At 65.7% G+C, this 19,407-nt stretch carries 15 protein-coding genes and 1 riboswitch; of the genes, 9 read left to right on the top strand and 6 right to left on the bottom strand.

From position 1 onward, the window contains the following. Nucleotides 1-52: 52 nt before the first annotated feature. Nucleotides 53-829, top strand: coding sequence for a class III extradiol ring-cleavage dioxygenase (locus tag HB634_RS20655; RefSeq protein WP_063570586.1), 777 nt, complete (start codon nt 53-55; stop codon nt 827-829). 42 nt (nt 830-871) lie between these two features. Here the strand turns inward: HB634_RS20655 and HB634_RS20650 are convergent, their stop codons facing one another. After that, a complete protein-coding gene (locus HB634_RS20650; RefSeq protein WP_063570585.1) occupies nt 872-1,648 on the bottom strand; it encodes an SDR family oxidoreductase in 777 nt (258 codons plus the stop codon). A 110-nt stretch (nt 1,649-1,758) separates the two neighbouring features. Between HB634_RS20650 and HB634_RS20645 the strand changes: the two genes are divergently transcribed. Genes HB634_RS20645 through HB634_RS20635 form a run of 3 tightly spaced genes read left to right on the top strand, consistent with a single transcriptional unit; the run spans nt 1,759 to nt 4,683 of the window. Next, nucleotides 1,759-2,661, top strand: coding sequence for a LysR family transcriptional regulator (locus HB634_RS20645; RefSeq protein ID WP_213949960.1), 903 nt, complete (start codon nt 1,759-1,761; stop codon nt 2,659-2,661). Between the two features lie 55 nt (nt 2,662-2,716). Then, nucleotides 2,717-3,277 carry a DUF2239 family protein gene (locus tag HB634_RS20640; RefSeq protein ID WP_063570591.1) on the top strand — a complete coding sequence of 187 codons (561 nt, stop codon included), beginning with the start codon at nt 2,717-2,719 and terminating at the stop codon, nt 3,275-3,277. Beyond that, on the top strand, nt 3,274-4,683 hold the full coding sequence (locus HB634_RS20635) for an MATE family efflux transporter (RefSeq protein WP_213949959.1): 1,410 nt from the start codon (nt 3,274-3,276) through the stop codon (nt 4,681-4,683). The genes HB634_RS20640 and HB634_RS20635 overlap by 4 nt, the downstream gene beginning before the upstream one ends. A 36-nt stretch (nt 4,684-4,719) precedes the next feature. On the opposite strand, the gene HB634_RS20630 is transcribed toward HB634_RS20635, so the two are convergent. From HB634_RS20630 to HB634_RS20610, 5 genes are all read right to left on the bottom strand, one after another. Continuing rightward, a complete protein-coding gene (locus HB634_RS20630; protein ID WP_063570582.1) occupies nt 4,720-7,881 on the bottom strand; it encodes an efflux RND transporter permease subunit in 3,162 nt (1,053 codons plus the stop codon). Between the two features lie 236 nt (nt 7,882-8,117). Further along, the gene (locus HB634_RS20625; protein ID WP_213949958.1) at nt 8,118-10,001 is read right to left on the bottom strand and encodes a TonB-dependent receptor; all 1,884 of its coding nucleotides are present in this window, start codon (nt 9,999-10,001) and stop codon (nt 8,118-8,120) included. A gap of 136 nt (nt 10,002-10,137) precedes the next feature. Continuing rightward, nucleotides 10,138-10,374, bottom strand: a riboswitch (cobalamin riboswitch). Between the two features lie 46 nt (nt 10,375-10,420). After that, nucleotides 10,421-11,566 (bottom strand): N-acetylglucosamine-6-phosphate deacetylase, encoded by a 1,146-nt coding sequence (gene nagA, locus HB634_RS20620; RefSeq protein WP_213949957.1) that lies wholly within the window; start codon nt 11,564-11,566, stop codon nt 10,421-10,423. A gap of 17 nt (nt 11,567-11,583) precedes the next feature. After that, nucleotides 11,584-12,618, bottom strand: a complete 1,035-nt coding sequence (locus HB634_RS20615) for an SIS domain-containing protein (RefSeq protein WP_063571969.1) — start codon at nt 12,616-12,618, stop codon at nt 11,584-11,586. A gap of 15 nt (nt 12,619-12,633) precedes the next feature. Beyond that, entirely contained in the window at nt 12,634-13,386 is a 753-nt protein-coding gene (locus HB634_RS20610) for a GntR family transcriptional regulator (protein WP_046969563.1), read from the bottom strand. Between the two features lie 238 nt (nt 13,387-13,624). On the opposite strand from HB634_RS20610, the gene zwf reads away from it, so the two are divergent. From zwf to HB634_RS20585, 5 genes are all read left to right on the top strand, one after another. After that, nucleotides 13,625-15,097, top strand: a complete 1,473-nt coding sequence (gene zwf, locus HB634_RS20605) for a glucose-6-phosphate dehydrogenase (RefSeq protein WP_063571974.1) — start codon at nt 13,625-13,627, stop codon at nt 15,095-15,097. After that, the gene (gene pgl / locus HB634_RS20600) at nt 15,097-15,798 is read left to right on the top strand and encodes a 6-phosphogluconolactonase (RefSeq protein WP_213949956.1); all 702 of its coding nucleotides are present in this window, start codon (nt 15,097-15,099) and stop codon (nt 15,796-15,798) included. Before zwf ends, pgl begins: the two co-directional genes overlap by 1 nt. 110 nt (nt 15,799-15,908) lie before the next feature. Further along, on the top strand, nt 15,909-17,720 hold the full coding sequence (edd, locus tag HB634_RS20595) for a phosphogluconate dehydratase (protein WP_213949955.1): 1,812 nt from the start codon (nt 15,909-15,911) through the stop codon (nt 17,718-17,720). A gap of 19 nt (nt 17,721-17,739) precedes the next feature. Next, nucleotides 17,740-18,384, top strand: a complete 645-nt coding sequence (gene eda, locus HB634_RS20590; RefSeq protein WP_197478285.1) for a bifunctional 4-hydroxy-2-oxoglutarate aldolase/2-dehydro-3-deoxy-phosphogluconate aldolase — start codon at nt 17,740-17,742, stop codon at nt 18,382-18,384. 134 nt (nt 18,385-18,518) lie between these two features. After that, nucleotides 18,519-19,361: a DMT family transporter gene (locus tag HB634_RS20585; RefSeq protein ID WP_213949954.1), complete on the top strand. Its 843-nt coding sequence runs from the start codon at nt 18,519-18,521 to the stop codon at nt 19,359-19,361. The last annotated feature ends 46 nt before the right edge of the window (nt 19,362-19,407 follow it).

The raw sequence follows: 19,407 nt of genomic DNA, 5'->3' as shown, positions 1-19,407 counted from the left end.
CCCCTACATTGCTAGGGGGAGGCATCCGCCTCCATGTCATCAGGTGTCCGCCATGCTCCGCGCCCCCGCCCTGTTCATCTCCCACGGTGCCCCGACCTTCGCGCTCGAGCCGGGTTTGCTCGGTCCGCGCCTGACCGACATCGGTGAGCGTCTCGCTAACGCGATGGCGATCGTCGTCGTCTCACCGCACTGGCAGACGGGCGGTATACGGGTGACCGGCGCGGCCATGCCGGGGACGATCCACGACTTCGGAGGCTTTCCGCCGCCGCTCTACACGCTTACCTATCCCTCGCCGGGCTCGCCCGGGCTGGCATGCGAGACCGCGTCGTTGTTGATCGACGCGGGTTTCGTCGCGATCGTCGACCCGGAGCGCGGTTACGACCACGGTGCATGGGTGCCGCTGCGCTATTTGCGACCGGATGCGGACGTGCCGGTGATCCAGGTGTCGATGCCACATAATCTGGACGCGGCCGGTGCACTGCGCCTGGGCAAGGCGCTGGCGCCTTTGCGTGACCGGGGCGTGGTCATCGTCGGCTCGGGCAGCCTTACGCACAACCTGTACGAGGTGCGTCGCTCGGGGGAGAACGCCGCGTACGCCAGCGAGTTCGCCGCCTGGAGCCGCAAGGCCGTTCTCGAGGGCAACACGGACGCCCTGCGCGACTACCGCCGCCTTGCGCCCAGCGCCATTCGCGCGCATCCGACCGAGGAGCACTACCTGCCACTCCTCGTCGCCGCCGGTGCCGCCGGGAGCGATGTTCCGACGGCGATCGATGGAGGCATCACGTATGGCGTCCTCTCCATGGACTCATATGCCTGGGGCCTGAATTAAGGGTTAGTCGTCATCGCGAGCCCGCCCCCATGAAGACCCCCGTCAGATCTGCGCCTGACCCCCGTCGACGAACAACTCAATGCCGGTGATGTAGCTGGCTTCGTCTGACGCGAGGAAGGAGACGGCCTTGGCGATTTCGTCCGGGGTGCCGGTGCGGCCGAGCGGCGTGATGCTCTCGACGTAGGCGCTGTACTCGGCGATCTGCTGTTCGCTCATGCCGAGTTCCGACGTGTACGCAGGGGTGACCACGGTGCCCGGCGCGACGACGTTGACGCGGATGTCGCGACCCTTCAGGTCGCTGGCCCAGGTGCGGGCGAACGAGCGCAGCGCCGCCTTCGTGGCCGCGTAAACGCCGAACGCCGGGGCGCCCTTGATCGACACCATGGAACCGTTGAGGACGATGGCCGAGCCCGGGCCCATCAGCTCCAGCGCTTTCTGCACGGTAAACAGCGTGCCCTTCACGTTGATGCCGAAGTATTTGTCGAACTGCGCCTCGCTGATCTGGCCGAGAGGCGCGAATTCACCGCCACCTGCGTTGGCGAACAGGATGTCGAGGCGTCCGCTCTTGTCGCGAATGGTGGCGAAGATGCGATCGAGGTCGGCTGCCTTGGCGATGTCGCCCTGGATGGCGGTGACGCCGAGGGACGCGGCGGCCGTATCGAGCTCGGCCTGACGACGGCCGGTGATATAGACGGTGGCGCCTTCGCGGACGAAGCGCTCGGCCGTGGCGAGGCCGAGGCCCGAGCTGCCGCCGGTGACGAGGACGATCTTGCCGGCATGGCGAGTGGTGTGGACGTTGCTGGTGGCGAGGGTATGCATGATCTTCGGCTCCGATAACCGCGGCGCGGTCGATTCACCCAAGATGGTTATTCCCCGTTCGCGGATAAATAATGGAATCGCGATTTCATTATTCCTGCGGGGAAACAGCCATGGATCATCTTCTTGCCATCCGGGTCTTCGGCCGACTGGTGGAGACCGGTGGTTTCGGTCGCGCGGCCGACGCCCTGCGCATGCCGAAGTCCACGGTGACCAAGCTGATCCAGGGCCTCGAGGGCGAACTGGGTGTACGCCTGCTGGAGCGGACCACGCGGCGCGTGACGGTGACCGCCCAGGGAGCTGCCTACTACGAGCGTACCCGCCAATGGCTCGCCGAGCTCGACGAGTTCGAGACCACCCTGGCCGGCGGCCGCAATAACCCTGTAGGGAACCTGCGTATCGACACGGGCGGGTCGGTCGCGGCGGGCCTGATCATTCCGGCGCTGCCGGGGTTCCGGGCACGCTACCCCGGAATACGCGTGCAGCTGGGCGTGACGGATCGCACCGTGGACCTGATCAGCGAAGGCATCGACTGTGCGATCCGCAGCACGGGGGACGACCCCGCCCTGGTCACGCGCCAGATTGCCGAGCTGTCGTGGACGCTCTGCGCCACGCCGGCCTATCTCGCCCGTCGCGGCACGCCTGCGGTACCCGAAGACATCGTCCGTGACGGTCATGACGTGGTCGGCTATTTCTCCGCACACAGCGGTCGCATGCACCCGCTGCGATTCCGTGAAGACGGGCGGACGTTCGAGATCGAGTTTACGGCTGCCGTGGAGGTCAACGAGAGCAACGCGCATACCGCGGCAGCGATTGCCGGTCTCGGACTCGTGCAGGCGCTCGGTTTCACCGTGGCGGACCACATTGCCAAGGGCGAGCTGGTCCCGGTGCTGGCGCCATGGCAGCCCGCGCCGCTCCCGGTGTATCTCGTCTATCCCCCCGACCGACGGCACAATGCGCGTCTTCGCGCCTTCATCGAGTGGATTACCGAAGAGGGTTTTACCCGGGGAGATTGACGGTTTATTTAATCCGGGTAATATGGCGGCATCGCACCCGCTTCCCGAGACACCGATGACCACCTTTATCGCCTTCGATGGCATGACGCGCCTGGCTGCGGGATCGCTCGCGGCTGTGGTCGAGCGCTGCAAGCATCTGCTCGACGCGCGTCCTGACGCTTCGCCGATCATCTACGACGACAGTACAGGCCGCCCCGTCGACATCGACTACCGCGGCACCACCCACGACGTACTGGCGCGACTGCCGGGCCACGAGCCGCCGGCCAAACGTGGGCCCGGGCGGCCGAAGCTGGGTGTCGTGGCGCGGGAAGTAACCCTTCTGCCGCGACATTGGGGCTGGCTTTCGGCCCAGCCCGGTGGCGCGTCCGTCGCCCTGCGCCGTCTGGTCGAAACCGCGAGTCGCCAGCAGGCTCCCGCGGATCGCCTGCGCCAGGCCAGCGAAGCGGTGGACCGCGTGATGATGGCGCTGGCCGGCAACCTGCCCGATTACGAGGAAGCATCGCGTGCGTTCCACCGCAGTGACCGGGTCCGCTTCGATACGCTGACCGAAGCATGGCCGCCGGATATCCGCGATTACGTACGTGTTCTCGCTGCGCGTGCGGGTGGTGAAGCATGACACTCCCGGCCAGGCGCGCTGCGCTGACCGAAGGTCCGATCGCCCGCACGCTGCTGCTCTTCTCGCTGCCGATCCTCGGCGCGAACGTGCTGCAGTCGCTGAACGCGTCGATCAATGCCATCTGGGTCGGTCACTTCCTTGGCGAGGCCGCCTTCGCCGCAACCTCCAATGCCAACCTGATCCTGTTCTTCCTTCTGGGCGTGGTCTTCGGCATCGGCATGGCCACGACGATCCTGGTCGGACAGACGGTCGGAGCGCACGACATTCCGGAAGCGCGCCGCGTGGTCGGCACGGGCCTCGGGTTCTTCGTTGCGATCTCGCTGCTGGTCGCCATCGGCGGCTTCATCGCCACGCCCGCGATGCTTCGCGCCATGGGCACGCCGCATGACGCGCAGCCCTATGCGATCGAGTACCTGCGCATCATCTTCGTCGCGCTGCCTGCGATGTACCTCTATACCTTCCTCGGAATGACGCTGCGAGGCGCGGGCGATTCACGCACGCCCTTCATCTTCATGCTGATCTCGGTGATCCTCGATATCGCGCTCAACCCACTCTTCATCTTCGGTCTCGGCCCGGTGCCGCACATGGGCATTGCCGGCTCCGCGGTGGCGACGCTCATCGCGCAGACCACCACCCTGCTCGCCCTTTTCGTCTGGCTCTACCGGAAGAAATATTTCCTGTGCATCCACCGTCACGAACTGCGTCTGCTCGTACCCGATGTCGCCATCCTCAAAAGCCTGCTGGCGAAAGGGTTGCCCATGGGCGCGCAGATGGTCGTGATCGCGTCGTCGGCCATCATCATGATGTCGCTGGTCAATCGGCACGGCTCGCAGACCACGGCGGCCTTCGGCGCTGCTTCGCAGCTGTGGACGTACATCCAGATGCCCGCACTGGCGATCGGCAGCGCGGTGTCCTCGATGGTGGCGCAGAACGTCGGCGCGAAGCGTTGGGATCGCGTCGCGGGCATCGGGCGCGCCGGTGTGCTGACCAACTTCGCACTGACCGGCACGCTGGTGCTCATCATCTACCTGTTCAACCGCGCGGCGCTGGTGCTGTTCCTGGGCAGTGACAGCTCGGCCATCGGTATCGCCCAGCACCTCAACCACATCGTGGTCTGGTCCTTCCTGCTGTTCGGCGTGACCTTCGTGATGTTCGGTGTGGTGCGCGCCACGGGTGCGGTGATGCTGCCGCTGGTCGTGCTTATCATCTCGATGTGGCTCGTGCGTTATCCCTTCGCGGCGCTGCTCGAACCGGTCATCGGTGCGGATGCGATCTGGTGGAGTTTCCCCGTCGGCTCTCTCGTCTCGCTGGTGATCACGACGGTGTACTACCGTCGTGGCAGCTGGAAAAAGGCGCACATGTTGCCCGCCACAGCACCGGTCGTGGACGCCACACCCGCGGTGTAATCCCAACGCTGTCCGCAACGTGTAGGAGCGGGATTGTCAGGCTTTGCGGATTTTCAACCAGTTCTTGTAGCGGCGCTTGAGCATGCGACGGTGCTTGCGCCGTGCCACGCGAATCTTGCGATCGTGGTTCCACAGGTAGATCGCCGGCGTGCTGAGCAAGGTCAGGAGCTGCGATACCAGCAGGCCGCCGACGATCGCGATACCGAGCGGGCGACGCATCTCCGAACCCACGCCGAAGCCGATCGCCAGCGGAAGCGCTGCGCCCATCGCCACCAGGGTGGTCATGGTGATGGGTCGGAACCGCACCAGCGCGGCCTGACGGATCGCCTCCACGGGCGACATCCCGTACTCGCGTTGCGCGACGAGCGCGAAATCGACCATCAGGATGGCGTTCTTCTTCACGATGCCGATCAACAACAGCACCGCGATGATCGTCATCAGCGTGAGCTGCTGCTGCGTGATCAGCATGGCGAGGAAGGCACCCGCGCCCGCGGCCGGCAGTGTGGAGATGATCGTCAACGGATGCCCGAGGCTCTCGTAGAGAATGCCCAGCACGATATAGACGGCGAGGATCGCCCCGATCAACAACACCATGCCATTGGATTGAGCATCTTTCAGCCGCTGGTTCGTGCCAGTGAAGTCCATGCGGATCCCCTCGGGCAGGTTGAGCTGGCGCACGGCCTCCTCGACCATGGCGTTGCCCTTGTCCGGGGCGATCTTCGGCGGAAGGTTGTAGGTGATGTCGGCCGATTCGAGCTGGTTCTGGTGAGTGATCGTGGTGGGCGTCGCGACCGGGGCGATCTTTGCCAGCGCGGACAGTGGCACCATGACGCCTGTGCCGCTCTTCACGTAGGTATTCAACAGGGCGTCGGGGCTCAACGTTTGCGCCGCGGCTGCCGTGAGCACCACCCAGTACTGGTTGATATCCGAGTAGATGATCGAGACCTGACGCTGGCCGAAGGCGTTATAAAGCGCGGAATCGACCATGCCCATGCCAACCGACAGACGCCCCGCCGAATCGCGGTCCACCTGAAGCATCTGCTGCTTGCCGACCACGTCGAAGTCACTTCCGACATCCTTGAACTCGGGAATCGTGCGCATCTTGCGCACCAGCTTCATCACCCAGGGCTGGAGGTTCTCGCCGCCGGTGCTGATCAGCTGGAACGAGTACTGCCCGCGGTTGCCGTTATTCCCACCGCCGCCGAGGAACTGCACGGGGCTCATGAAAACCTGGACATCGGAGAGCTTCTCGTACTGCTTACCGAGGCGCTCCATGATCTCCTTGATCGATTCCTTGCGATGGTCCGGCCCGCTGCCCTTCGGCTTGAGGTCGATGAACATCAGGCCGGAGTTGCCGACGGCCGCGCCGTCATTGCCGCTGCCGAGGATGGTGTTTACATCGGCGACCGTGGGGTCGTTCTGCATGATGTCGCCGACGCGCTTGAGCCGGCGTGACATTTCGTCTGGCGAGATGTTCGCGTCCGCGGTCACCTCGGCCTGCAGCATGCCGGTATCTTCGTCGGGCATGAAATTGCCGCCAGCGGTTTTCACCACCGCGAAGCCAAGCGCAAACGTCGCGAACAGCAGGATCAGCGGCTGCCAGCGCATCACCCGCCGATGCCGCATAGCCCAGTTGAGCGCGCGTTCGTACGTGCCGAGAAGGCCACGATCGAAGCGCTCGAGCGCACGCTCCCAGCGGCTTACCTTGCGATCGGCATCGTCGTGCTTGAGATACCTGGCGCACAACGCCGGCGTCAGGGTCAGCGAGACGACGGCCGAGATCACCACGGCGGCGGCAAGCGTCACCGAGAACTCGCGCAGCAGCTTGGTGATCATGTTGTTGCCGAACAGCAGTGGCGCGAACACGGCGATCAGCGACAGCGTGATCGAGACGACGGTGAACCCGATCTCGCGTACGCCTTCCAGCGAGGCTGGCATCGGGCCCGTTCCATTCTCCATATGGCGAACGATGTTCTCGATCACCACGATCGCATCGTCCACGACGAAGCCGATGCACAGCACCAGCGCCATCAGCGACATGGTGTTGAGCGTGTAACCGAGGATCCACATCACCACGAACGCGCCAGCCAGCGACAGCGGCACGCTGAGCGTGGCGATCAGGGTGGGGCCCAGGCGACGCAGGAACACCATCATCACCAGCACCACCATCACGATACTGATGAGCAGCGCGACCTTTACCTCGTGCAGGGCCGACTGGGTGGTCTGCGTGAGGTCGAAGATCGGCGTCACCACGGCATCGGCGGGCAACGACGACTGGAAGCGCGGCAAGGCGGCGCGGATCGCCTCGGCCGTGGCAATGGAGTTGGCCTCCGGCCGCTTGCTGATCTGCATGGTGACCGAGCGGTCGCCCTGGAACCACGCCGCCTGGTACTGATCCTGCTCGCCGCTGGTCACCTTGGCGATGTCGGACAAGCGTACCGGTACGTTGTTGCGCACGGCGATGAGGATGTTGGCGAAATCTTCCGGCTCGCGCAGTCCGTCGTTGGCGGTCACGGTCATCTGCGTGACGCCGTCGGACAGCACACCCTGCGGGGAATTCACGTTGGCCGCGTTCAGTGCATTGGAAACGTCGTTGGCCGTCAGCTGCTTGGACGACAGCGCATTGGTATCCAGCTCGATGCGCACGGCATGCGGCGTGCCACCGAACACCTGCACGCGCGAGACGCCGTCGATCTGCTTCACACTGGGCATGATCAGCGTATTGACCACGTCGAACAGTTTGTCCGGCGGCATCGTCTTCGAAGTGAAGGCGACGAGGAGGACGGGAATCTGCCCGGTATCGAACTTGAAGTACTGCGGCGGCGAGGGCATGCCGGCCGGCAGATCGGCCGCGGCCGCGTTGATGGCCGCCTGCACGTCGCGTGCGGCAGCGTCAGTACTGCGGTCCATGGTGAAGCGGACACGAACGAAGCCAGCCCCTTCGGAGCTGTTCGAGTACATCTGGTCGACGCCCGGAATCTGGCCGAGGTGGCGTTCCAGGGGCGCGATGATGGTCGACGCCATGGTCTGCGCGTTGGCGCCCGGCATCTGGGTCTGGATGAATACCGCCGGCACCTCGATCGAGGGCAGCGCGGCCACGCCAAGCAGCATGTATGCGATCGCACCGGCAAGGGTCAGGCCCGCCGCAAGCAGCGACGTACCTCTCGGCCGGCGAATGAATGGTGCAAAAAAGTTCACGACACTTCCTGTGATCGCGGGAAGCATACCCGCGCCCGTGGACTTTATGACGGCAGCGCGACGGTGTCGCGTGTGCCTTTAGTGGGGGCCCTGCCGGAAGGCAGGGGTGTCGCGTTCATTTATATCGAGGCAAAACATAGGGAATCGCCGCTGAAGCGGCTCCCACAAAAGACTTGCCACCTTGAAGGGGCCAGCAGTTCTCCTGTGGGAGCCGATTCATCGGCGATGGGGGTGCCTCAACGCGCCGGCGAATACCGCACGGTCAGGTAATACGTCCGCCCCAGCTGGTTGTAATACGCGGCGGTCTCATAGCGACGATCGAACACATTGGCCAGGCGACCCTGGACGCTCCAGTCGCTATCCACGTGCCAGGTGGCACGAACATCCGCCGTCGCGTAGCCGCCCAGGCGTGTCGTATTCGCGGCATCGTCGTAGCTGTAACCGGCGGAGTAGACCGAGCCACCCACGGTGAAGGCGCCGAGATCGCGGTCCACGTCCACGCGGGCGGTGCGCTTGGGACGACGGGCCAGGAGGTTGTTGTACTCGTCACCGCTGTCACGGTCCTTCGGCTGCTGCAGGGTGGCGTAGCCGCGCAGGTGCCAGCCGTCCACGTCCGCGCCCAGCTGTCCTTCAACGCCACGGATGCGCGCCTTGCTGACGTTGATCGGCAGGAAATTCGCATCGAAGCCGATCAGGTCGTTCACCCGGGTCTGGTAGGCGTTGACCGCCCAGTTCCAGATGCCCGGGCGGGCCGACAGGCCGATCTCGGCCGTGCGCGACTTCTCCGGGCTCAGGTTCACCGGCGCGCCGTACGGGTAGTACTCGTCGTTGAAGGTCGGCGCGTGGAACGCGGTGCCGTAGGAGGCGGTGACCTTCATGCCGTTGTCGAAGCGGAAGCCGTACGCGGCCTGGCCGGTGGTGTGGTTGCCGAACTGGTTGTTGTGGTCGTGACGTGCCGACAGCTGGATCTCATTGGCGCCGAAGATGCCCTGGTACAGCGCGAACACGCCGGTGTTCTCGCGCGTGTCCTTCAGGTAATCCGTGTCGCTCTTGAGCTTTTCCTGCTGGAAGTCCACGCCGACGCTGAGCGTCTGGCCCGGAGCGAGCGTGAAATCGTTCTGCCAGGAGGCCTGGTTACGCTTGGAGTACAGGTAACCCACGCGCGCCTTGTCGACGCCGTAGTTCACGAAGTCCAGGGTCTTGTCGGCGCCGTTGAGGTAGTTGTCGGCGCGGTCCTGGTTCTGGCCCAGGCTGATCGACATGCGCCAGTTCTCCAGCGCGTTGAACGCGAGCTTGGTGCCGGCGACCTGCTGCGAGCGGCGGGTCAGGTTCTGGAAGTCACCGTCGTATTCGATGTCGCCCTTGCTACGCAGCCAGCTGCCGGTGAGCTCCGTGCCGTCGTCCCAGCGGTAGCCGCCGGAGAGCGCGCCGTTATAGGTGCGGTAGGCGTCATGGTCGGGCTCGTCGGTGAAGCAGCCTTTGAAGGCCTCGCCCGCGCCGACGCGGCAGGCATTGATGCCCGAGGTGTACTGGCCGCCGAGGCTGGCGTTGTACCAGCTGTGCTGCGTGCCACCGGACAGGCCGAACTGGCCGTCGGTGTAGCCGTGGCTACCACCGGTGACCGACACCGAAGGCGTGGGCGCTTCGCCGGCCTGGCCGTGGCGGGTGAAGATCTGGATGACGCCACCGATGGCGTCCGAGCCATACAGGCTCGACTGCGGGCCGCGAACGATCTCGATGTGGTCGATCTGGTCCACCGGCAGCTGCTCGTAGGCCGGGATGCCGGCACCGACCGTGCCGACGCGCACACCGTCCAATAGGACCAGGGTGTGCGACGAGTTGGTGCCGCGCATGAACAGCGAGGTCTGCTGGCCGATGCCACCGGTGTTCGCCATGACGATGCCCGGCAGGCCGGTGAGCAGGTCCTGCACGCTGACCGGCTGCAGGCGCTCGATGTCCTCGCGGGTGATCAGCGTGACCGGGGCGAGCACTTCGTCGAGCGGCGTGGCCGCACGGTTGGCCGTGACCACCACCGGATCGAGCTTCTCGGCGGGAGCGTCGGCCGCGTGGGCGGCGGCGATGGACGACAGCAGGGCCATCGCGAGCAGGGTCTTCTTCATGGAGCCGTTTCCTTAGTGCGTCGCTAAAGACGACACGGAGGACAAACGGCGAACGGCATGCGGGCACGGATCGACCCGGAACGCTGTCCGGATCCGCCCTCCGCGAATCGCCCAACATAAAACGCCCCGCGAGTGTCGCGAGGCGAATGCATCGGGCCGGTCTCCGGACTCGCGTCAGCCACCTGCCGTGGCGGAACCCGGCGCCTTCCCGCTTTCGCAGTGGCGTATGGCCGGTTTCCGTAAAGACCTTCAGGCCTTCCTGTCGCTTACCGTTGCGGGGGCAGTGCCGGAATAGTCGCGAGGCGACGCACCGGCTTCCCGTTTCATCCCACCAGCGACCGCCGGCCGGGACACCCGAACGGCGCCACTCTAGCGGGCCGCCGGGTTCATGTCACGCGGATTTAACAAATGTTACGCTGTCAGCCGACGACGCGGACGCCACCGATCCAGGTCTCGACGACCTCGTGGTTGTGGTCCATCACGACCAGGTCGGCCCGGTAGCCGGCGGCGATGTGACCGTGTGTGGCGCCGAGGCCGAGGAAGGCGGCCGGGTAGGTCGAGGCCATGCGGGCGGCTTCGTCATAAGGCACGCCGACCATGTTGATCGTGTTGCGTACGGCCGTGGCCATGTCCAGCGCGGAGCCGGCCAGGGTGCCGTCGGCGGTCTGGCAGACACCGTCCTTCACCGTGATCGTCTCGCCCTTCAGCACGAAGGTCGGGTCGTCGGAGCCGACCGGCGGCATGGCATCGGTCACCAGCATCATCTTCTCGCGCGCCTTCGCCGCGATGGCGACACGCAAGGAAGCCGGATGCACGTGGTGGCCGTCGACAATCAGACCGCACCAGCTGGCGGGATCCTCGAGTGCGGCACCGACCACACCAGGTTCGCGGCTGGTGAACGGGGTCATGGCGTTGAACAGGTGCGTGAAGCCGCGAATGCCAGTGGCCAGCGCGTTACGCGTGGTGTCGTAGTCGGCGGCGGTGTGGCCGGCAGCGACGATGACGCCGTTGGCGACCAGCTCCTGCAGCACGGCGGCGCTGGCGCGTTCCGGTGCGAGGGTGAGCAAGGTGACGCCACCATGGCGGCGCGCGACCATCGCCACGTCACTCGCATCGGCGATGCGGAACTTGGCCGGATCGTGCACCCCCTTGCGTTCGGGCGCGATGAACGGGCCTTCGAGATGGATGCCGAGCACGCCGGGCACGCCCTGGGCCACGGCTTCGTTCACGGCGTCGATAGCCTTCGCCATGACGTCGACATCGTCGCTGATGAGGGTAGGCAGGAAGCCGGTCGTGCCGAACTTCGCATGCGCCTCGCCGATCCTGCGGATCGCATCGACGGTGGGTACGTCGTTGAACAGCACGCCACCGCCGCCGTTGACCTGGCAGTCGATAAAGCCGGGCAGCAGGGTGCGGCCACCGAGATCGTGGCGCTCGGCCGCGCGCACGCGCGGATCGGAGGGCAGCGCGAGCCCGGTGATTTTTCCGTCGTCGATGAGGACGGCAAAGCCACCCTGGAATCCGTTATCGGTAAGGACGCGGCCGTTGACGAGGGCGAGGGTCATACCAGGAACTCCATGAATCAGACGGTTTCCGTCACCTTGTTCAGGTGCGGCGGGACGTCGGGATTGAAGCCACGGCGCAGTGCGAGGGCGGCGGTGGCGCGATAGAAGCTCTGCACGGTGACCAGCACCGCGGCGATGGGTGCCGTGGCGACGAGCGGGAGGATGTCGTCACCGGTGGCACCCGGCGCGGCCACCCACACCTTGGCACCGCGCTTGCGGAACTCGGCGGCGACCTCGAGCACGCCGGGCAGGGTGTCGTCGTTCTGCGCGAAGAACAGCACCGGAAAATGGGGGCCAACCAGGGCCATCGGGCCGTGCTTCACTTCGGCCGCGCTGAAGGCTTCGGCATGCAGCCCACAGGTTTCCTTGAACTTGAGCGCGGCCTCGAGCGCACCGGCGAAACCGAAACCGCGACCGACGACGAACAGGTTGTGCGCATCCACCAGCCCGTCGGTGAGTGCCGACCAGTCGGCGTTCCAACCGTGACGAAGCTGGGCGGGCAGCGCGGTGATCGCATCGGCGATCTCGGGCTTGCCGCTCCACCGGGCGGCGATGTGCAGGATGGCGAACAGCGCGCCGAGATAACTCTTGGTCGCGGCGACGCTGGTTTCCGGCCCGGCGTGCAGGGGCACGACGACGTCGGCGACATCGGCAAGCGGCGAATCCACCACGTTGACCAGGGCGACCACGTAGGCACCCGCCTTTTTCGCGGCCTCGGCATTGCGGACCAGGTCGGGGCTCTTGCCGGACTGCGAGACGGCCACATAGAGCGCGCCGTCGAGGCGCTGCGCCGCGTGGTAAATCGAGGTGACCGACGGCGAGGCCGACGCGGTGACGACGCCGAGCTGGGTTTCAAACACGTACTTGGCGTACATGGCCGCGTGATCGGAGCTGCCACGTGCGCAGGTGATGACCATGCGCGGCGGTGTGGCGCGCAGGCGCTCGGCGAGCGCGCCGATCACGGCTTCGTTGTTGGCGAGTTGCCGCTCGACGACCTCGGCGGTCTCGTGCGCTTCGCGGAACATCAGGGTGTCTTGCGGCTGGATCGTCATGGTCTGGTTGGCTCGTTAGTCGCTTTGCAGTTCGGCGACGAAGTCATAGATGTCCCCGCGGTACCAGGAACAGGTGAATTCGACGATCCGGCCGTCGTCGAGAAAGCTGCGGCGTTCGATGCTGAGTCCCGCGCTGCCGGCGCTCAGGCGCAGCAGTCGCGTCTGCGCGGGGCCGAGCACGACGGCACGCAGGCGTTGCAGGGCACGAAGCGGGCGGTTGCCCAATTTGTCCAGGGCCTCGTAGAGCGAATCCTCGACCAGGTTCGGGTCGGGCAGGAGCGACAACGGCACGGCGCTGCGCTCGATGGCCAGCGGTTCGTCGCCGGCATAGCGCAAGCGATGCAGGCGGACCACCTGGGTGCCCGGCGACAGGTTCATCGCCATGGATTCCTCGGGGGTGACTTCGCCGATCGCCCGTTCGAAGAACTCGGAGCGCGGGTTGAGGCCGCGCGCACGCAGGTCCTCGGTGAAGCTGGTCATCCGCGAGAGCGGCTTGACGATACGTTCGGAGACGAAGGTGCCGGCGCCGTGGCGCTGGGTGAGCAGGCCGTCCTCGACCAGGCCACCGATGGCCTTGCGTACGGTGACCCGGGACAGGGTGAGGGCCCTGGCGAGATCACGTTCGCTGGGCAGCGCATGGCCGACCTGCACCTCGCCGTTCTCGATCACGTTGCGAATAGCCCGACGCAGGCGCATGTACGCCAGCGGCAGCCGGGCGGCCGGGTCGTGCTGCAGGCGCTGGTATTCGGCGACGAGGGCGATTTCCATTTCCTGAAGATACCAATACCTGACCACTGGGGCAAGCGCGTGCAAGTTCGTCCATACCACCGGACGATTCAAACAGTCGTTTGCACGATCCAAATGGGCGCTGGAAACGTTTCCGTTGGGTAATCGTGCCGCCAATGGCGGCGAAACGCCGCGGCGATTGGTACGGGGCTGGTATGACCTGGTATGTCACTGGTACGATCCGGTGGCATCTTCCCTCGACGTTGAACAGGCCACTGTCGTGAGCGCACAACTCCTGCCGATCGAGCCGTTCGATCTGGTCATTTTCGGCGGCACCGGCGACCTCGCCGTCCGCAAGCTCCTCCCCGCCATGTACCACCGGTTCGTCGACGGCCAGATCCAGCCGAGCAGCCGGATCATCGGTGTCGCCCGCGAAGGTCTCGACGACGCCGGGTATCGTGAGCAGGTCCGCGTCGCCATCGAAAAAGGCGTGGCCCACGTGGCCAAGGCCCAGCTCGACGCCTTCATCGCGATGATCGGCTACCGCTCGCTGGACGCCCGCAAGGCCGACGGCTGGGACGAGTTCTCGGCCCTCATGGCCGCGCAGCCGACGCATATCCGCGTTTTCTATCTCTCGACCGCGCCGGACATCTTCACCGACATCTGCCAGCGCCTCGGTTCCTTGGGCCTCAACGGCGAACGCTCGCGCGTGGTGCTGGAAAAGCCGATCGGCCGCGACCTGCAGAGCGCCAACGCGATCAACGACGCGGTCGCCGGTTACTTCACCGAATCGCAGACCTACCGTATCGATCATTACCTCGGTAAGGAGACGGTGCAGAACCTGCTGGCGCTGCGCTTCGGCAACGCGCTGTTCGAGCCGCTGTGGAATGCACAGCACATCGACCACGTGCAGATCACCGTCGCCGAAACCGTGGGCGTCGGCCATCGCGCCGGCTACTACGACCGTGCCGGCGCCCTGCGCGACATGGTCCAGAACCACATCCTGCAGCTGTTGTGCATGCTCGCCATGGAGCCGCCGTCGTCGCTGGAGCCGGACGCCGTGCGCGACGAGAAGCTCAAGGTGCTGCGGTCGCTGCGTCCGATCGATGCGAGCAATGCTGGCCTACTCACCGTGCGCGGCCAGTACCGTGCCGGCGCGGCCGAAGGCCAGAGCGTCCCGGGTTACCTGGACGAACTGGGCAGCGACCAGTCCAAGACCGAAACCTTCGTCGCCCTCAAGGCGGAGATCGGTAACTGGCGCTGGGCTGGTGTGCCGTTCTACCTGCGCACCGGCAAGCGCCTTCCCAGTCGCGTTTCGGAAATCGTGGTGACGTTCCGTGCATTGCCGCATTCCATCTTCGATCCCGCCAATGGTCCGCTGCTGCCGAATCGCCTGACGCTGCGCCTGCAGCCGGACGAAGGCGTGAAGCTGTGGCTGACCATCAAGCATCCGGGTCCGGGTGGCCTGCGCCTGCGTCACGTGCCGCTCGACATGAGCTTCGCGGCGGCGTTCGGCATCCAGCAACCGGATGCCTACGAGCGCCTGATCCTCGACGTGGTGCGCGGCAACCCGACCCTGTTCATGCGTCGCGACGAAGTCGAGGCCGCATGGAACTGGGCCGGTCCCATCCTCCAGGCGTGGGAAGGCGGCGGCGAGACGCCGAAGCCGTACACCGCGGGTACCTGGGGTCCGAGCGCCGCCGTGGCGCTCATCGAACGTGATGGCCGTACCTGGGCCGAGGACGCTGCCTGATGAACGCAAAAGTGAACCGCCATGAATTCGCCGATCGCCTGACCCTCGGCGACACGCTGGCCAAAGATATCGCGAGCAAGCTCGATGCCGCCGTCAAGGCACGCGGCAAAGCCAGTCTCGCCGTCAGCGGCGGCAGCACGCCGAAGCTGATGTTCGCCGTGCTGGCCGAGCAGGAAATCGACTGGTCCAAGGTCACGATCACCCTGGTCGACGAGCGCTGGGTGGATGAAGACAACGAGCGCTCCAACGCGCGCCTCGTCAAGAAAACGCTGATCGCGCACGAAGCACACGTCGCCGGTTTCCAGCCGCTGTTCGACAAGGCGCATGCGGACGATGTCGACGCCGCGCTCGCGGGCGTCGGCGCAAAGGTCGACGCACTCGGCAAGCCGTTCGACGTCGTCGTGCTCGGCATGGGTCCGGATGGTCATACCGCTTCGTTCTTCCCCGGCGGCGACCATCTCGCCCAGGCGCTCGACCTCGACGGCAAGCAGAGCGTCCTGTCGATGCGCGCCGACGGTGCCGGTGAGCCGCGCATCACGCTCAGCCTTCCCCGTGTACTCGATACGCGCGCGCTCTACCTGCACATCGAAGGCAACGACAAGAAAGAGATCCTCGGCAAGGCGCTTGCCGGCGAAGATTTCCCGATCGCCGCGGTGCTCAAGCAGGACCGTGTCGCCGTCGACGTGTACTGGTCGCCCTGAGCCTGCTTTTTACCTGAGCTTTGCAAGCCATCGTGCCGCGCGGGATACGCGCGGCCCGGGTCGCCCCGGCGGGGGCCGGCGACCCCACTACGTAGCCACGCGGGACTGCCATGAACATCCACCCTATCCTCGCCGAGGTAACTCAGCGAATCGTCGAGCGTAGCCACGCCTCGCGCGCCGCCTTCCTCACGAAAATCGAAGGCGCACGCGGCAAAGGTGCGAAGCGACATCACCTTTCGTGCGGCAACCTTGCCCACGGTTTCGCCGCCTGCGGCGAGAACGACAAGGATGCACTGCGCAACGGCCACGCCGCGAATATCGCCATCGTGACGTCGTATAACGACATGCTCTCCGCGCACCAGCCGTACGAAAGCTATCCGGAGCGCATTCGCGCCACCGCGCGCATGTTCGGCGCCACGGCGCAGGTCGCCGGTGGCGTGCCGGCCATGTGCGACGGCGTGACGCAGGGACGGCCCGGCATGGAGCTGTCGCTGTTCTCGCGCGACCTCATCGCCATGGCCACCGCCGTCTCGCTCTCGCACGACATGTACGAGGGCGCGCTCTACCTGGGTATCTGCGACAAGATCGTACCGGGCATGCTGATCGGCGCACTGAGCTTCGGTCATCTCGCCAGCGCCTTCGTGCCTTCGGGTCCGATGCCTTCGGGCATTCCGAATGAAGAGAAGTCGAAGGTCCGCCAGGCGTTCGCCATGGGTAAGGCGTCGCGCGCGGAACTGCTCGATGCGGAAGCCCGTTCGTATCATGGCGCCGGCACCTGCACGTTCTACGGCACGGCCAACTCCAATCAGATGCTGATGGAGATCATGGGTCTGCATATTCCGGGTGCCAGCTTCGAGGCACCAGACACACCGCTGCGCGAGGCACTCACGGCAGCCGCTGTCGAGCGCGTGCTCGCCACGGACTGCCTCGGCGACCATTACATGCCGATCGGCCGCATTATCGACGAGCGTGCCATCGTCAACGGCGTGGTCGGCCTGCACGCGACCGGCGGCTCGACCAATCACCTGCTCCATCTTGTCGCCATCGCGCGTGCCGCGGGCATCGAGCTGCGCTGGGACGATTTCGACGCCCTCTCGGCGGTCGTTCCCCTACTGGCGCGCGTCTATCCGAACGGCTACGCCGACGTGAATCACTTCCACGAAGCCGGCGGCATGGCTTTCCTGATGGACCAGCTGCTCGATGGTGGCCTGCTGCACGGCGACGTCAACACCATCATGGGGCATGGTCTGGAAGCCTATCGTCACGTGCCGCGGCTCGAGGGCAATGCGCTCGCCTGGGAACGCGTCTCCAAGGAGAGCGGCAACCGCGGCGTGCTTCGATCGATCAGCGAACCGTTCCGCCTCGACGGTGGGCTGCGCATGCTGTCGGGCAACGTCGGTCGTGCCGTGATCAAGGTGTCATCCGTGCCCGACGACCGCATGATCGTCGAAGCCCCGGCGATCGTCTTCGACGAACAGGACGATGTGAAAGCGGCTTTCGACCGCGGCGAACTCAATCGCGACTTCATCGCCGTCGTGCGTTTTCAGGGGCCGCGTGCACGCGGCATGCCGGAGCTGCATAAGCTCACGCCGACGTTGAGCCTGCTGCAGGACCGTGGTCACCGCGTCGCCCTGCTCACCGATGGCCGCATGTCCGGCGCCTCGGGTCGCGTGCCGGCGGCTATCCACGTGACCCCGGAAGCCGAAGCCGGCGGCCCCATCGCGCGCATTCGCACGGGCGACCTCGTGCGTCTGGATGCCGTATCCGGCACGATCGAAGTACTGGTCGATGCCGATGAATGGAATGCGCGCATTCCCGATAACGTCGATCTTGCCATGCACCACACGGGCATGGGTCGTGAGCTTTTCGCCATGTTCCGCCAGTCCGCCGTCACGGCCGATCTCGGTGCGGGCGTCTTTTGATTTTCCGGAGCAGTACCTGATGAGCAACGAAGCCAAGCAGCAACTCGTCGAATCCACCCTGCGTCTCGCGCCGGTGGTTCCCGTGGTGATCATCGAAGACGCCTCGAAGGCTGTCGGCATGGCGCGTGCGCTGGTCGCCGGTGGCATTCCCTCGATCGAAGTCACGTTGCGCACAGCGGCTGCGCTGGATGCCGTGCGTGCGATCGCCGCGGAAGTCGAAGGTGCCTTTGTCGGCGTCGGCACCGTGCTGACGGCGCGCGATCTCGAAGCCGCCTATAAAGCCGGTGCGAAGTTCGCCGTCTCGCCGGGCAGCTCGCCGCGGCTGCTCGACGCCGCCGCCGACCACGACCTGCCCCTGCTGCCCGGCGCCGCGACCTCCAGCGAGGCGATGAACCTGCTCGAGCGCGGTTACCGTTTCCAGAAGTTCTTTCCGGCTGTACCGGCCGGCGGCAGCAAGCTGATCGGCGCCTGGGCCAGCCCACTGCCGCAGATCACCTTCTGCCCGACCGGTGGTATCAGCCTCGCTAACGCGGGCGAATTTCTCGCGTTGCCGAACGTGGTCTGCGTGGGTGGTTCGTGGCTGACGCCAGCGCATCTGCTGGCTGCGGGTGATTTTGCGGCGATCGAGAAGCTGGCGCGCGAGGCGTCGCAGCTGGGTCGTTGAGCCTGTCGCGTGGGTGAAAGGCATCGCCGCTGAAGCGGCTCCCACACAAAGCGAGCCGCTCTTGTGGGAGCCGCTTCAGCGGCGATGCTCTGTGCGAAACTTCTCAGTCTCGCCCCACCGCGTAACCCACCCCCATGCTCTACATCCTCCTCGCCGTCGCCTTCAGCGTCGCCGTCTCGGTCCTGCTAAAACTCTCGCGCCGCGCGAACGTCGACATCGTCCAGGCCGTCGCCACCAACTACGTCGTTGCCGCCGGGCTCGCCGCATGGCTGTTCGGAGCGACGCCCCAGGCGGCCCTCCAGTCCGATGCCCGCACGCCGCTGATCCTGCTCGGCGTGCTACTCCCCGCCATCTTCGTCATGCTGGCGCGCTCGGTGAGAAGTGCGGGCATCGTGCGCACCGACGTGGCCCAGCGCCTGTCGCTGTTCCTCTCGCTGGCCGCCGCCTTCCTCCTGTTCGGCGAAGCGCTCGTCCCGTTGAAGGTCCTCGGGATCGGCCTCGCACTCGTCGCCGTGGCATGCATCCTCTGGCGCAAGGAGCGCGTAGAACGCGCAGGCTGGCTAGCGCCGCTCGCCGTGTTCGCCGGCTTCGGCGCCATCGACATTTGTTTCAAGCTGGTTGCCCAGGCACACGCGCCCTTCCCGAGCGCCCTGCTCGCCTCGTTCCTGATCGCGCTGGTGCTCTGCTGGATAGCCGTGTTCGCGCGCGCTCTGACCCGCCAGACGCCGTTGTCCTTGCGTAGCATCGGTTTCGGCGTGGTCCTCGGTGCGGCCAACTTCGCCAACATCCTGTTCTACATCCGTGGCCATCAGGCGCTACCGAATGATCCGTCGCTGGTGTTCGCGTCGATGAATCTGGGTGTCGTGTTGCTCGGCGCACTTGTCGGTGCGCTGGCATTCCGCGAGAAGTTGTCGTGGTTGAATTGGCTAGGTCTCGCGATCGCCGTTGCGGCGATCGGTGTTATGACGATCGCCTGATCGGGGTGCAGGAGTCCGATCAGGACAAAGACTGAGTCCAGCGCTT

The organism is Luteibacter sp. dw_328 (assembly GCF_018449605.1).
Classification (GTDB): domain Bacteria; phylum Pseudomonadota; class Gammaproteobacteria; order Xanthomonadales; family Rhodanobacteraceae; genus Luteibacter.
Note: the sequence above shows the minus strand (reverse complement) of the source record. Positions and strands in the feature narration are given on the sequence as shown.